At 62.0% G+C, this 13,859-nt stretch carries 9 protein-coding genes, 1 pseudogene and 1 CRISPR repeat array (1 of these 11 only partly in view); all 10 genes and pseudogenes read left to right on the top strand.

Annotated elements, in window-relative coordinates:
- Positions 1–62: 62 nt before the first annotated feature.
- Entirely contained in the window at positions 63–2,753 is a 2,691-nt protein-coding gene (gene acnA / locus K2M58_RS09320; RefSeq protein ID WP_220677333.1) for an aconitate hydratase AcnA, read from the top strand.
- 470 nt (positions 2,754–3,223) lie between these two features.
- Positions 3,224–4,084: a basic amino acid ABC transporter substrate-binding protein gene (locus K2M58_RS09315; RefSeq protein ID WP_220677332.1), complete on the top strand. Its 861-nt coding sequence runs from the start codon at positions 3,224–3,226 to the stop codon at positions 4,082–4,084.
- Positions 4,085–4,119: 35 nt separating this feature from the next.
- Positions 4,120–4,800: an amino acid ABC transporter permease gene (locus K2M58_RS09310; RefSeq protein ID WP_245637631.1), complete on the top strand. Its 681-nt coding sequence runs from the start codon at positions 4,120–4,122 to the stop codon at positions 4,798–4,800.
- A 181-nt stretch (positions 4,801–4,981) separates the two neighbouring features.
- The gene (locus tag K2M58_RS09305; protein WP_066199042.1) at positions 4,982–5,752 is read left to right on the top strand and encodes an amino acid ABC transporter ATP-binding protein; all 771 of its coding nucleotides are present in this window, start codon (positions 4,982–4,984) and stop codon (positions 5,750–5,752) included.
- 219 nt (positions 5,753–5,971) lie between these two features.
- Positions 5,972–7,012, top strand: coding sequence for a helix-turn-helix transcriptional regulator (locus tag K2M58_RS09300; RefSeq protein WP_220677331.1), 1,041 nt, complete (start codon positions 5,972–5,974; stop codon positions 7,010–7,012).
- A gap of 189 nt (positions 7,013–7,201) precedes the next feature.
- The gene (locus K2M58_RS09295; protein ID WP_220677330.1) at positions 7,202–8,794 is read left to right on the top strand and encodes a hypothetical protein; all 1,593 of its coding nucleotides are present in this window, start codon (positions 7,202–7,204) and stop codon (positions 8,792–8,794) included.
- A gap of 68 nt (positions 8,795–8,862) precedes the next feature.
- The gene (gene cas7i, locus K2M58_RS09290; RefSeq protein ID WP_220677329.1) at positions 8,863–9,801 is read left to right on the top strand and encodes a type I-B CRISPR-associated protein Cas7/Cst2/DevR; all 939 of its coding nucleotides are present in this window, start codon (positions 8,863–8,865) and stop codon (positions 9,799–9,801) included.
- Positions 9,780–10,538 carry a CRISPR-associated protein Cas5 gene (gene cas5, locus K2M58_RS13025; protein ID WP_220677328.1) on the top strand — a complete coding sequence of 253 codons (759 nt, stop codon included), beginning with the start codon at positions 9,780–9,782 and terminating at the stop codon, positions 10,536–10,538. The genes cas7i and cas5 overlap by 22 nt, the downstream gene beginning before the upstream one ends.
- A pseudogene (locus tag K2M58_RS13020) lies at positions 10,526–11,275 on the top strand (CRISPR-associated endonuclease Cas3''); the annotation flags it as partial. The gene cas5 and the pseudogene K2M58_RS13020, both read left to right, overlap by 13 nt.
- Positions 11,276–11,299: 24 nt before the next feature.
- Positions 11,300–12,961 (top strand): CRISPR-associated helicase Cas3', encoded by a 1,662-nt coding sequence (cas3, locus tag K2M58_RS09280; RefSeq protein WP_252393439.1) that lies wholly within the window; start codon positions 11,300–11,302, stop codon positions 12,959–12,961.
- Between the two features lie 236 nt (positions 12,962–13,197).
- Positions 13,198–13,859: a CRISPR direct-repeat array (repeat unit 30 nt; unit sequence GTTTGCAGCCTACCTATGAGGGATTGAAAC); it runs 5,136 nt beyond the window's last position.

Genomic DNA, 13,859 nt, shown 5'->3' with positions numbered 1-13,859 from the left:
GAAGTTCTGTCAAACGAAACAACGGCGCCGGCCCGGCGGCCGGCGGATGAGGAGGCGGCGCCATGGACGTTCGGACCCTTTGGCGGGAGCTTATCGTCGACGGGAAGGCGTACCGCTACGTCGCCCTGCCGGAACTTCGGCATTTCGGCTATCGGCCGGAGCGGCTCCCGTTTTCCATCCGGGTGCTCCTCGAGGCGGCGATCCGGCAGCTCGACGGTCGGGCGATCACCGAGGAGCACGTCCGGCTCATCGCCGGCTGGGAGACGGCGGACAAGACGAAGGAGATCCCCTTTTTGCCGGCGCGAATCGTGCTCCAGGATTTTACCGGCGTGCCGGCGGTCGTCGACCTCGCGGCGATGCGGGAGGCGGTGGCGAAGCGGGGCGGCGATCCGCGGCGGATCAACCCCCTCGTGCCGGTCGACCTCGTCATCGACCATTCGGTCATGGTCGACGTCTACGGTTCCAAAGAAGCCCTCGAGGCGAACATGGAGTACGAATTCCGGCGGAACATGGAGCGCTACCGCTTCCTCCGCTGGGCGCAGAAAGCGTTTGACGACTTCCGGGTCGTGCCGCCGGCGACGGGGATCGTCCATCAGGTCAACCTCGAATATCTCGCCACCCTCGTCCGGGAAAAGGAGACGCCGGACGGGACGGTGCTCTTCCCCGATTCCCTCGTCGGCACCGACTCCCACACGACGATGATCAACGGCCTCGGCGTCGTCGGCTGGGGCGTCGGCGGCATCGAGGCGGAGGCGGGCATGCTCGGCCAGCCGCTCTATTTCCTCCTGCCGGAGGTCGTCGGCTTCCGCCTGACGGGGAAGCTCCCGGAAGGGGCGACGGCGACGGACCTCGTGCTCACGGTGACGTACATCCTGCGGAAAAAAGGCGTCGTCGGCAAGTTCGTCGAATTTTTCGGCCCCGGGGTCAAGACCCTCTCCCTCGCCGACCGGGCGACGGTGGCGAACATGGCGCCGGAGTACGGCGCGACGATGGGCTACTTCCCCGTCGACGAAGAGTCGATCCGCTATCTCGCCCTCACCGGCCGGGACGAGGCGCTCGTCCGACGGGTCGAGGCGTACTACAAGGCGCAGGAGATGTTCTACGGCGACGGGACGCCGGATCCGGTCTATTCCGACGTCGTGGAACTGGATCTCGCCACCGTCGTGCCGACGATCGCCGGGCCCCGGCGGCCCCAGGACCGGATCGATCTGGACAAGGCCAGGGCGACGATCGAGACGCTGTTCGAAAAACCTGTCGCGGAAGGCGGTTACGGCCTCGCCGGCGAGGCGCGCGAGCGGGCGGTCCTTGTCCGGCACCCGAGCGGCGAGACGTCGACGCTCCGGCACGGCTCGATCGTCATCGCCGCCATCACGAGCTGCACGAACACGTCGAACCCGAGCGTGATGATCGGCGCCGGCCTCGTCGCCAAAAAGGCCGTCGAACGGGGGCTCAAGGTGCCCCCGTACGTCAAGACCAGCCTCGCGCCGGGTTCGCGCGTCGTGACTCGCTATCTCGAAGACGCCGGCCTCTTGGAGGCCCTGGAAAAACTGGGGTTTGCCGTCGTCGGCTACGGCTGCACGACATGCATCGGCAACAGCGGTCCTCTGCCGGATGAAGTGAGCGCGGCGATCCGGGACGGCGACCTCACCGTGGCCGCGGTCTTAAGCGGCAACCGCAACTTCGAAGGGCGGATCCACGCCCAGGTGAAGGCGAACTTCCTCGCCTCGCCGCCCCTCGTCGTCGCCTACGCCATCGCCGGGCGGGTCGACATCGATCTCATGACGGAGCCCCTCGGCACGGACCGGGAAGGGCGGCCGGTCTACCTGAAGGACCTCTGGCCGACGTCCCGGGAGATTCAGGACGCGATCCTCAAGACCGTCACGCCGGAAAAATTCCGCGAGACGTACCGGGACGTCTTTACCGGCAACAGCCGCTGGAACGCCATCGACGTGCCCGAAGGGACGCTTTACGCCTGGGATCCGAACTCGACGTACATCCAGCATCCGCCGTTTTTTGAAGGGTTGGAGGCGGAGCGCGGCATCCGGGACATCCGCGGGGCGCGGGCGCTGCTTCTCCTCGGCGATTCGGTGACCACGGACCACATTTCCCCGGCCGGGGCCATCGCCCCGGATTCGCCGGCGGGCCGCTACCTGCTGGAGCGGGGCGTCGCCCAGCGGGACTTCAACTCTTACGGCTCCCGGCGGGGCAACCATGAGGTGATGATGCGCGGGACGTTCGCCAACATTCGCCTGCGGAACCTGATGCTCCCCGGCACCGAAGGCGGCGTGACGAAGCATTTCCCCAGCGGCGAGATCATGAGCGTGTACGAGGCGGCCATGCGCTATCGGGCCGCAGGGACGCCGCTTGTCGTCCTCGCCGGAAAAGAATACGGTACCGGCTCATCCCGCGACTGGGCGGCCAAGGGGACGGCCCTCCTCGGCATCCGGGCGGTCATCGCCGAAAGCTTTGAGCGCATCCACCGGTCGAACCTCGTCGGCATGGGGGTGCTGCCCCTCGAATTCATGCCCGGCGAAAGCTGGCGGTCCCTCGGCCTGACCGGGGAGGAGATCTTCGACATCGAAGGTCTTCACGACGACCTCCGGCCCGGCGCGGTCCTCGCCGTCCGGGCGACGCGGCCGGACGGGCGGGTGACGACGTTCAACGTCAAAAGCCGCCTCGACAGCGTCGTCGAGATCGATTACTACAAAAACGGCGGCATTTTGCAGACGGTGCTCAAGCAGCTGATGGCATAAAATGGACGCCGCTCGAGCGAGGGACGACGATCGGCGGCCGTCCTTCGTGGCGACATCCGTCCGCCGAGGGGGGCAATGCTTTCGGTCCGCCGCCGCGACGGATGCTTGGAATCGGCTGCCCGTCTGGGCGGACCCTGGCCGCCGGCCGTCCGCCGCGGCGTGTCCTTTTGGAAAAGACGGCCGGTCGGATCCGGCACCGTTTGAGACGGGAAACGGGTTTGTGGAACAGGGATCGCTTTTTGTGGTTCAGGCGCCCCGGCCGGGGCGCTTTTTTTCCGGCCTGTCTCTTGGGGCGGCAGCAGCGCATTTGAAGAATTTTGCTTTACCGTGATAACGGGATAAAGGTTGACAACCGGCGGCGGACGTTTAGAATTAGAGGCATATGAATGCACCGCCTCGCAATCATATGCAGAAGGGGTAGGTTTCTCTTGAAAAGAATGGAGAATGAAGAAAGGGAAGGGAGACCGAAGATGGATCGGGACCGCAAGACAGAAACGCCGGCCGCGCTTCGTCGTCTTGGGCGCAGGCTTCTTCCGCTCTTTTTTCTCGTCGCCTTCGGCGCGGGTCTGGCGGCGTGCGGCGGCGGTTCTCAGGGGGGAGGCGCCGCGGGAGGCGGTGCGCCGTCCGAGGGGCCGGCGGCCGGCGGCGAGAAGACGACCCTCGTCGTCGGAAGCGACGCCGCTTATGCGCCTTTTGAGTACGTGAACGAAAAGGGCGAGATCGTCGGCTGGGACATCGACCTCATCCACAAGCTGGGGGAGCTCGGCGGCTTTCAGGTGGAGATCCGGAACCTTCCCTGGGATTCCCTTTTTCAGGAAGTGAAAAACGGCGGCGTCGACGCGGCCATCTCCGCCATCACGATCACCGACGAACGGAAGCTCACCTACGACTTCAGCGATCCGTACTACGTCGCCCACCAGCTCGTCCTCGTCCCCGAAGATTCGCCGATCCAGACGCTTGAAGATCTCAAGACGAAAGCCCGCTACGTCGGCGTGCAAAACGCGACGACCGGCCACATCGTCGCGCAAAATCTCCTCGGCAAGACGAGCCCAAAGATCAAGGCGTACGAGTCGACGCCGCTTGCGATCCAGGACATGCTCGGCGGCAACACCGACGCCGTCATCGCCGACAACGCCGTCGTCATCGAATACGTGAAAAACAACCCGAAGGCGAAGCTTCGCTACTTCGACGATCCGTCCTTTGAAAAAGAGTATTACGGCATCATGGTCAAAAAAGGGAACACCGAGGTGCTCGATCGGATCAACGCCGCGCTGAAAAAGGCGAAAGAAGAAGGCGTGATTCGGGAGATCTTCGGCGCGGACGTCGAATGAGATCGCGCCGCCGGCACGGGTGAGGGGGACGGACGGTGCTCGACCTTCTGGATTTTCGCCCGGAGATCATCTGGAATTACCGGGAACTCTTTATCCGCGGCGTCTACTACACGTTCATTCTCTCCGTCGCCGGCGTGGCCATCGGGCTCGTCATCGGCCTGTTCGCCGGGATGGCCAAGCTCTCCCGGCGGGCGTGGCTCCGGGTTCCGGCGGTCGTCTACATCGAATTTTTCCGCGGCACGCCGCTTTTCGTCCAGATTCTCCTCATTCACTTTGCCGTCCTTCCGACCCTTCTCGGCAAGGCCCAAAGCCCCATCGTCTCCGGCATCGTCGCCCTCGCCGTCAACTCCGGCGCCTACATCGCGGAAATCTTCCGGGCCGGCATCCAGTCCATCGCCCGCGGACAGATGGAGGCCGCCCGCTCCCTGGGCTTAAGCCACGCCCAGGCGATGCGCTACGTCATCCTGCCGCAGGCGCTCCGGCGGATGATCCCGCCCCTGGGGAACGAATTTCTCATCGTCCTCAAAGACTCGTCCCTCCTTTCGGCCATCGCCGTTCCGGAGCTTGCGAACGCCGGTCGAATCGTCAACGGCGCGCTGCAGCGGCCGTGGGAGGCCTTTCTGACGGTGCTCGTCCTCTACCTCATTCTGTCTCTCGTCTTGAGCGCCCTCATCCACCGCCTCGAAGGCCGCCTTTCGGCGGGCCGAAGCGGCTGAGGCCGGAGGCGACGGGCCGGGATGCACCGGCGTGAAACGCGGCGGCGGGAAGCGTTGGCGTGTAAGCAGGCGGCGGTCGGAAGCGCTTCGGTTCGCCGGCGTCCGGGGCCAAAGGCGGCGTCGCCGGTGCCCGACCGTTTTCGGTGAAGCGGTCACGGCGAGCAGGGAGGTTACGCGATCGATGCTGGAGAAACGATCGGCGCCCGAGACGCATGAGCCCGCAGCGCCCCTCATCTCCGTCCGGGGCGTGAGCAAATCCTTCGGGACAAACCGCGTGCTGAAGAAGATCGATCTCGACGTCTACCCGCAGGAAGTCGTCGTCATCATCGGTCCTTCGGGATCGGGGAAAAGCACGCTCCTTCGGTGCCTGAACCTCCTCGAGACGGTCGACGAGGGGGAGATCGTCGTCGACGGCGTCCGCCTCACCGACCCGAAGACGGACGTCGACGCCGTCCGGCGGGAGCTCGGGATGGTCTTTCAGCACTTTCACCTGTTCCCGCACATGACGGTGCTGGAAAACCTCATCCTCGCGCCGATGAAAGTCCGGCGGCGGCCGCGGGACGCCGCCGTCGCCGACGCCCGGGAACTGCTCCGGAAGGTCGGCCTCGCCGACAAGGAGGACGCCTATCCCGACGCCCTCTCCGGCGGGCAGCAGCAGCGGGTCGCGATCGCCCGGGCGCTCATGATGAAGCCGAAGGCGATGCTGTTCGACGAGCCGACGAGCGCCCTCGATCCGGAGATGGTCAAGGAAGTGCTGGACGTGATGAAGTCCCTGGCGCGGGAGGGGATGACGATGGTCGTCGTCACCCACGAGATGGGCTTTGCCCGGGAGGTCGGCGACCGGGTCGTCTTCATGGACCAGGGGGAAATCGTCGAGGTCGGGACGCCGGAGGCGATCTTTTCTCGGCCGCAAAACCCGCGGACGCAGACGTTTTTGAGCAAGATCCTTTAAGCGGCGGACGTTGGCGCCTCGGTCTTCAACCGCTTCGGGCGTCGGGCTTCTCGACGGATCCGCAACCTCCCGTTTTGATCGCGCTGCGCTTCAGGAGCCGTCCGCTCGCAAGATGAGAAGCCGTCCGGTCCCCGGGCCGGGCGGTATTTTCTTGCAGAAAAAAGGAATTCATGGTAATCTCAAAGCGAGTATCGTCGAAAGAAAGGAAATCTCGTGGCGATGAGGACGCGACGGAACCAGCGGTACCGGCTGCTTCGCCTGCTCATGCTGCTTCGGTCGGGTCGCGCGCCGTCCGCCCGCCAGCTCGCCGATATGCTCGAGATCTCCCTTCGGACGGTCCGCCGGGACCTCGATGAACTGCGGGACGACTGGGGAGCCCCGATCGAGTTCGACCGCCGCCGGGGAGGTTACGTCCTCACGGACCCGAACTGGCAGCCGCCGATCGGTCCCTTTACGGAGCTTCGCCTTTCGGCCGGGGAGGCGGTGGCGCTCCTTTTGGCCCACACGGCTTTTGAAGCGATGCGGGGGACCGGCCTCGAGGACGCCTTTCGCTCTCTCGTCGCCAAGCTGCCGGCGTGGCTTCCGGAGTCGGTGAGCGTCAATCCGGAGGAGCTTCGCGCCATGTTTTCCTTTGCCTTTGAACCTCTGCGGGGGGATGCGCGCGAGGTGGCCGAGCGGCTTCATGCGCTGCGCCAGGCGATCGACGGCCGGCGCCGCATCGTGCTCGAGTACGCCTCGGCCTCCCGCGGCGAGGTGACCCGTCGGGAGGTCGAGCCGTACCATCTCCGTTACTTCGACGGCGCCTGGTACGTCGTCGGCTTTTGCCACCTGCGGCAGGATCTCCGGATCTTTGCCGTCGACCGGATTCGCGCCATCGAACCGACCGGGCGGACGTTCGCTCCGCCGGATCCGGAGCGTTTTTCCCCGGAAGCGTACTTCGCGGCCGCCTGGCGCCTCGAACGGGGCGAGAAGATGGTGCGGGTCGCCGTCCGCTTTACTCCGGAGCAGGCCCGCTACATGCGCGGTCGGAAGTGGCACCCGTCCCAGGAGGCCGTCGAAGAGCCCGACGGGTCGCTCGTTCTTCTCTTTCGCGTCCTCGGCCTCGAGGAGATCAAGCGATGGATCATGCAATTCGGCGCCGCCGCCGAGGTGCTCGAACCGACGGAACTTCGCGACAAAATCGTCGCCGAAGCTGAGAAAATAATTGCACGATCCAGAGTGTCACGTTCTGTCACCCTGGATGGGGTAAAAAAGGGGTAAGCTGGCCTCGGTGTTCCGGCCCTCGGGGGGAGGGTTCCGGATCGTCGGCCCGCGGACCGTCGATCGAGGCGGGCGAGGCGGTGGACATGTCGGACCGATCCGGGTCGCGCTTCGGCGTGGACCGGGCATCGAGCGGTTCGACGCCCGGAGGGTCCTGGGGGATTGGCCGCAAAAGGGGGAGAGCCTTCGATGGCGAGGCGGCAGAAGGAGCCGTCCGTGCCGACGGCGACGTTTCATCTGTCAGCGCCGAGCGGGCATTTTTGGATCGATCTCGGGCTTGCGGTCCTCCATGCGGAGCTCGGCCCGGGGCCGCATCCCGTCGATGCGGTGCTGGCGTGGTTGACCGACCGGTACGTTCAGCCGACCGGCAATACGGGAGAGTACTACGATCGTTCGACCGAAAGCCTTCGTTCGTATCCGAAGAAAAATTGGGTGTATCCGCTTAACTTTTTTATTAAAGTAACGCCGGATTCGGGGGAAAAGGTCAAGCGCCTGATCAACGGACAAGAGAAAGCCTACCCCACCCAGCCGCCGGTTTACCGGCTTGAGCTCAAATTCAGCGCCCGACCGGGGCGATGTACCGTCTGCGGGGCCGAGGCACCGACGACGCAGGCGGGGATGTGGGTCTTTCCGTTCGCCGTCGCTCCGAACAACTTCGGCAATTTTTATTCGATGACCAAGCAGGGGATCGACCTCTGTTCCCGCTGCGCCCTCGCCGGCGCCGCCGGATACCTCGGCTGGCTATGGCGGGCGGCGGGACGAGAATACATGCACTTTTTTATCTTTCACGGCGAACTTTCGACGATGAAGGGGCTTTACGAAAACCACATCCGGCCTGCGCAGCTTAAGGCAACCAAAAGCGGCAACGCTTCGATGGCGTTTTATGGGCCGTATGTCCATGAGTCGACGCTCGGGCTTTTACTCGATCTGTTCGCGCGCCTCCGAGCAAGCGACGGATCGGCCGCGTCGGAAAACGGGGGAAATCTAGGGGCGACTCAAGACGGGGGTCTGGCGATCTTGCGGCGCTTCTTTGACGTGGAAGCGACGGTGCCGGTGCCGCTTACGTTGTATGCCATCCATGGGACGTTCGGACAAGCGCTCGAAATCAAGTCGATCCGGACGTTTTCCCGGCTCGAAGCGCACTACGGCCGGTACGAGCGGTGGTTTGACCGTCTTTCGACGGTCGGTTTTTCGAGTCCGGGGAGGGTGATCGGCCGGATCTTCAGGCAGTTTGTCCGGGAGCGCCGTCAACCCGGTGGAGATCGGAGTCTGCGTCAGGAGACGATCTGGCGGGATCGGGTGGCCCGGGCCGTCCTCACGGAAGAGGATCCTTTCCCGGCCATCGAGCAGTTTCTGTACGAGGAGCGGGCGCGGGATAAGGATCGGCGGCCGCTTGTCGCCGGGACGCTCGTTCTTTTCGATCACTACGCCGAGGAGGTTTTACGGATGAACCCGTCATTTTTAAAGATGCTGTCCGGCTTTGGCTATTCGCTGGGGAAGAAGGCCTTTGAGGAAAAAGAGATGGGCGTTCTGTACATGATGCGAAATGCAAAAAACATCCAGGAGTTTTATCGCGTCCTTAATGACATTCAGTTCCGCCTGAAGATGACGGTGCCCGAAGCGCTTCTCATGTTCGAAGCCGGCGATCGGATCGCCGGCGTACCCTGGATTCGCCTCAAAACGATGCTCGCCATCTACGCGATGAACGCCTATCTTCGGGCAGAAAATGGCGGCAAAGAAGAAGAGACAGAAGGAGAAGCGCTGGACCGCTCGGTTTCGTAAAAGGATCCGAGATCGCCGATCCAGAATGCATTATAGAATCAATAATTCAAAGCAAGGAGGCGTCATTCATGGTTAAAGCCATGGCCATCGGGTATCTGAGCAAAGTGTCCGCCGGCAATGTGAACGCGGCGCATACGGAAGGAAACGTCGTGGTCGCCAAAAAAGTGACGCTTCCGGATGGAAGCGCCTTGCCTTACATCTCGGGACAGGCGATCCGCCGCATGTTCCGCGATCGCCTGGCGGATTTGGGCTTTTCGCTGTCGGAGCCGTTCGCCAAGGTGGACGGGCAGGAAGTCACGCCGCCGGGACGGCCGTGGGAGTTCATCGACGAAGACCTTTTCGGTTATCTCGATGCCTCCGGGTCGAAGCGGCGCACTTCGCCGGTTCGCGTATCGGCGGCGATCGGTCTTTACCCCTATCAGGGCGATCGCGACCTCGGGACCCGCTCTTTTGAAAAGTACAATCAGTCGATGGATGCGGGCGGCAATATGTTTGAGACCGAAGTGTACACCAACGTCTTTCGCGGTTCGGTCCTCATCGAACTCGATCGCGTCGGCGTCTTTACCGCGCGAGAGCTCGGCGAAAAGTCAGAAGCAGGATCGCGTACCCTCGATAGTGTAGAACGGGAAAAGCGGTTGCACGCGCTTTTGGATGCGCTCGGTCTTCTCTGGGGCGGCGGGCGATCGGCACGGATGCTGGCGGATCTTTCGCCGAAGTTTGTCGCGCTCACGTTTCTCAGCGTCAAGCACCCGGTCTTTCTTGAGGCGCTTATGGCCCGATACGAAAACGGAGCGATCACCCTTGATCTTGATCCGCTGAAAGCGGCCCTCGACCGGTTTAAACCCTATCAGGTAAAAACGTTCTTCGGGATGGATGCTGGATTTTTGGCAAACGAAGAGGATGTAAAGCGCGCTCTTGGGGCCTATGGGGAGGTTGGGGAGGTTCATGAAGCGATCCGCCGGGCCAAAGACGAGGTGACGGCGCTGTGGTGCGGGCCCTCCGCCTGACGCTCAGGGCGCCCTTCGCCTCGTTCCGAAGGCCGCTTGATATCAATTATCAACGGACGTTTCCTCTCCCTCCGCCGACGACGATTTTCGGCCTCATCGGGGCGGCCCTCGGGCTTTCAGAGCATGAGCTGTGGCGGCCGGACGGACCGGCTTCGAAGCTCAAGATCGCCGTCTGGAGCGAAACACAGCCGGGGCGCGGCGAAGATGTTTGGACGCTCCTTAAGATCAACAAGGGGAAAATGCAGCGTTCGCCCTATTTGCGGGAAATCCTCTTTGGCGTCCGGTATACGGTGCTCATCGGAGAAGCGGAAGCGGCTTTGCGAAAGGACGCTTCAGTCTCAGGTCCGGAGGAACCTTCGCACTCAGGGATTCTTCAGCAACTGGCCAAAGCGTTTGACGATCCGATCTACCCCCTTTCGCTCGGTCGGGAAGATGAGCTGGCGGAAGTGGAGACGGTTGCATTTGAGACGGTCGAAGCGGGGGAGCCCCGCTTTCACGGGACCGTGCTCCCCTTCGACGTGCGCAAATTTCATCTACGACCGATGCTCGCGGCGGGCGCCCGCCTGATGCCGCCGATCGTCGAGCCGGTTCCGCTTCGGTTTTCGGTCGATCCGCGCGGGGTCCGCAAGTCCGATCGCCTGAGGGTGATGAGCTTTCTCGCGTATGGGGTCATGGTTGAAATTCCGGAAGCCTCGGCGTGGCGCTGCTGCGGGAGGAATTTCGCATGGCTGAACTGAGCCGGGCCGACAGGCCGGACGATCGGGAGGCTCGCCCGCCCTCCTTTGATCAAGGGGATAAACCGGCCGCTTTTTCGGCCGATCCCTGCGGCGGCCTTTTCGCCAAGCCGGACGTTACGCTTTTGGACCATCTCACGGCGGTCCTCGAACTCGGGGAACGGCTGGTAGAGCGGCATTTTGATCAATCGCCGCTGCTTGCGCTTCGGGCCCTGATGGCGTGTGCTTTGCACGATATCGGCAAGGCGACGGTTGATTTTCAAGCAAAGATGTGCCGCCTTCGACAGGGCATCGCCGCCGGACGCGGCCAGACTTTTCCTCATGCGCTTGCCGCCTTGCCTTTTGTGCTGGCGGCCGAACTTCTCCTGGAAGAATCGCCTGCAACGGCCCTCGCGGGCGATGAGACGGCGCAGGGAGCGGCTGGAGGTGCTTTGCGCGAGCGTCGTCGAGAATTGCCGGCTACGGCGGCGGTCCTGGCCCATCATTCGTCCCTTCACGGCGACTTGTTTGTGGGTTTTGGCCTCCCCCGCTATGCAGGCGGTTATGAGGAGATTTTTCGATCGATTTGGAGGCGTCTCGACGAAGCGGCGCGGCGGCTTAAGGCACATCCTCCGATCGTTCTTCCTGACGGCGAAAGGGTGCTGGCGCTGGCCAAAGAGTTGATGAAAGACGATCTGTCCCGACTCCTGCATGGATTTTTCAACGCTTCCGCCCGGCTGATCGATGTGCTCAAAAAAAACGATTCCAAACGGTACGCGGCGGTCATGACGACGCTCCATTTGGCCGACTGGCTGGCGTCTGGAGGCGTCGCATCGGTCGAGGGATTGTACTTGAAGGCGGGCGGCGCAAAGCTGGAGCGTTTTTTGAACCATCGCTCCGAGTCGGAGGGAAAAGCGTTTGTCTGGCGAGCTTTTCAGGTGGCAGCGGGGCGGGCGGAAGCTTCCGGTTTTTGGTTGCGGGCGCCGACCGGGACGGGAAAGACGGAAGCGCTCCTTCGATGGGCGGGCGATGCCAACCGGGTGATCTATCTGCTTCCGACGCAGGCGACGGTCAATGCGATGTGGCGACGGTTAAGGCATATCTACGGCGACGATGCTGTCGGGCTGGCCCATGGCCGGGCTTCGTACATGCTGCGGAAATCCGCCTTCGAAGAAACGTTGGACGACCGCTCAGAGAACGTACGGCTGTTGAGCCGCGTTTTTGCTCGCCCGGTCACGGTCGCGACGCTGGATCAGTGGCTTTTGGCCCATCTTCACGGACGACATTGGGAAGAGCGACGTTTTTTGTCCAGGGAGGCGGCCGTCATCCTGGATGAAATCCATGCTTACGAGCCTTATATGCTGGGACTCCTCTGGGCGGCGCTTGAAAGGGAGCGTCCACGCCGAATCGCTTTGGCCAGCGCCACGCTTCCGGAGGCGCTGATGGAACGGTTTCAGGAGATCGTGTCCTTGGATCGGATCGTAGAAGCCGAACCGCCGCTTTGGAATCGGCGTCGTCACCGGGTCGAGCTTCGTCCCGGAAGTCTGGTGGAGCGGATGGACGAGATCGTCGAGTTTGCCCGAGCCGGCCAAGCGGTCCTCGTCGTCGCCAACACCGTGGAGGAGGCGCAGTGGCTATACCGCGCTTTGAAAGAGGAGGTTCGGTGGCCGAAACTCCATCTCTATCATGGTCGATTTATCTTTCGCGACCGCGAGCGGCGGGAGCAGGCCGTCGCGCATCCGGTGCCCGGCACGATTTTTGTGGCGACGCAGGTGGTGGAGGTCAGCCTGGATATCTCATACGATGTGCTCATGACGGACCTGGCGCCGGTCGATGCGCTCGTCCAGCGCATGGGACGGGTCAACCGGTCCGGGAATCGAGCCCCTGCGCCGGTTGTCATTTACGAAGATGGGTCGGCGATCGCCCGGGGGCGCGTGTATGATGAAGAAGTGTTGGCGCTCAGTCGCTCGATCCTCAAAAACCTTCCGCCAGAGCCGACGGATCGAGACTGGCTGGACGCTAATGAAGAAGTCTATCGCGCTTATCTTAGGAGTCATGCGTGGCAGGATGCCTTTCGAGAGGGACGGGAAAATCTCGAATGGGTTCAAACGGCGCTCGGGACGTTTACCATCGATCTTTCCGATGCGGAGATGCTCCAGCGCTTTGTGACGCGACGGGGTTCGTTGTCGGTCGATGTCATTCCGCTTCGTTTCGTCGATGAGGCGCTTCGGTTGATCGAGCAAGGAGACCGGTGGAGGATGGTCGAATTTCAGGTACCGGTGCGGATTCAGTGGTTGCACGCGTATCGCGAAGCGTTTGAACATTATGCCAGTCTCGATACGCTTGTAACGCAGCTTCCCTATGACGATGAACTTGGCCTCCTGAGCCGTTCGCTGGCCGATGAGTGGGGGATCGGCGCTTCTTCCGGTCCATTGATCCTCTCGTAGGAATGATGTTTGACAGTTTTTGCTTTGTTGCTTTGATTCTTTTGTATGGGCTTTGACGTGGAGGGAATGCTGTCGTCGATCCCCAATCGAGCGAAAATCCCGGGGGATCGACGACATCTTGATATTTGGCGAAAATCCTGTTATGATGATGCCAGAGCGGCGAATGTTCCAGGATAGCGCAGCGGATCTTTTTTGCGGTAAAGGATTAGCGTGCTTTATGATTAACGTTATTTTTGGTTTGCAGCCTACCTATGAGGGATTGAAACTAGTTGAAAATGGAAAAACAGCTTTAAACATATGGTCGTTTGCAGCCTACCTATGAGGGATTGAAACTTTCATCGCCGTACTGCCTCTCTACTGGCAGGAGGGTTTGCAGCCTACCTATGAGGGATTGAAACTATGCTCATCGCGGGCGCCCGCTCGGAGTGTAAAGCGTTTGCAGCCTACCTATGAGGGATTGAAACGTGAGTAGGCTCGGTCTCGGCGGCGCGGAAAAGCGGTTTGCAGCCTACCTATGAGGGATTGAAACGTTGCTCTATGGGGCATGTCATCACTTACATGAGCATGTTTGCAGCCTACCTATGAGGGATTGAAACGCACAAAAGACGGCAGGGCTATCGTACGGCGTGACGGTTTGCAGCCTACCTATGAGGGATTGAAACTTTCGCCCGGCCGCGTGTACTACGAGGGCATGGTGTAGTTTGCAGCCTACCTATGAGGGATTGAAACCGTACACGCGGCAAGCACAAGCGCGCGCACGCGATAAGTTTGCAGCCTACCTATGAGGGATTGAAACTCGCCTCCGCATGATTTTTTTGTGAACCGGTTTCCCGGTTTGCAGCCTACCTATGAGGGATTGAAACCGTGATGATACAGCATGGGTTGATGGAGGCGGGAT

It is taken from the genome of Hydrogenibacillus sp. N12 (assembly GCF_019645935.1).
Classification (GTDB): domain Bacteria; phylum Bacillota; class Bacilli; order Thermicanales; family DSM-22653; genus Hydrogenibacillus; species Hydrogenibacillus schlegelii.
This window is presented reverse-complemented; position numbering and strand designations above follow the sequence as displayed.

What these genes read in the sequence shown, in the direction of transcription:
- acnA (WP_220677333.1), top strand. Translation starts at nt 63, where the DNA reads ATGGACGTTCGGACCCTTTGGCGGGAGCTTATCGTCGACGGGAAGGCG.
- K2M58_RS09315 (WP_220677332.1), top strand. Translation starts at nt 3,224, where the DNA reads ATGGATCGGGACCGCAAGACAGAAACGCCGGCCGCGCTTCGTCGTCTT.
- K2M58_RS09305 (WP_066199042.1), top strand. Translation starts at nt 4,982, where the DNA reads ATGCTGGAGAAACGATCGGCGCCCGAGACGCATGAGCCCGCAGCGCCC.
- K2M58_RS09300 (WP_220677331.1), top strand. Translation starts at nt 5,972, where the DNA reads ATGAGGACGCGACGGAACCAGCGGTACCGGCTGCTTCGCCTGCTCATG.
- K2M58_RS09295 (WP_220677330.1), top strand. Translation starts at nt 7,202, where the DNA reads ATGGCGAGGCGGCAGAAGGAGCCGTCCGTGCCGACGGCGACGTTTCAT.
- cas7i (WP_220677329.1), top strand. Translation starts at nt 8,863, where the DNA reads ATGGTTAAAGCCATGGCCATCGGGTATCTGAGCAAAGTGTCCGCCGGC.
- cas3 (WP_252393439.1), top strand. Translation starts at nt 11,300, where the DNA reads ATGACGACGCTCCATTTGGCCGACTGGCTGGCGTCTGGAGGCGTCGCA.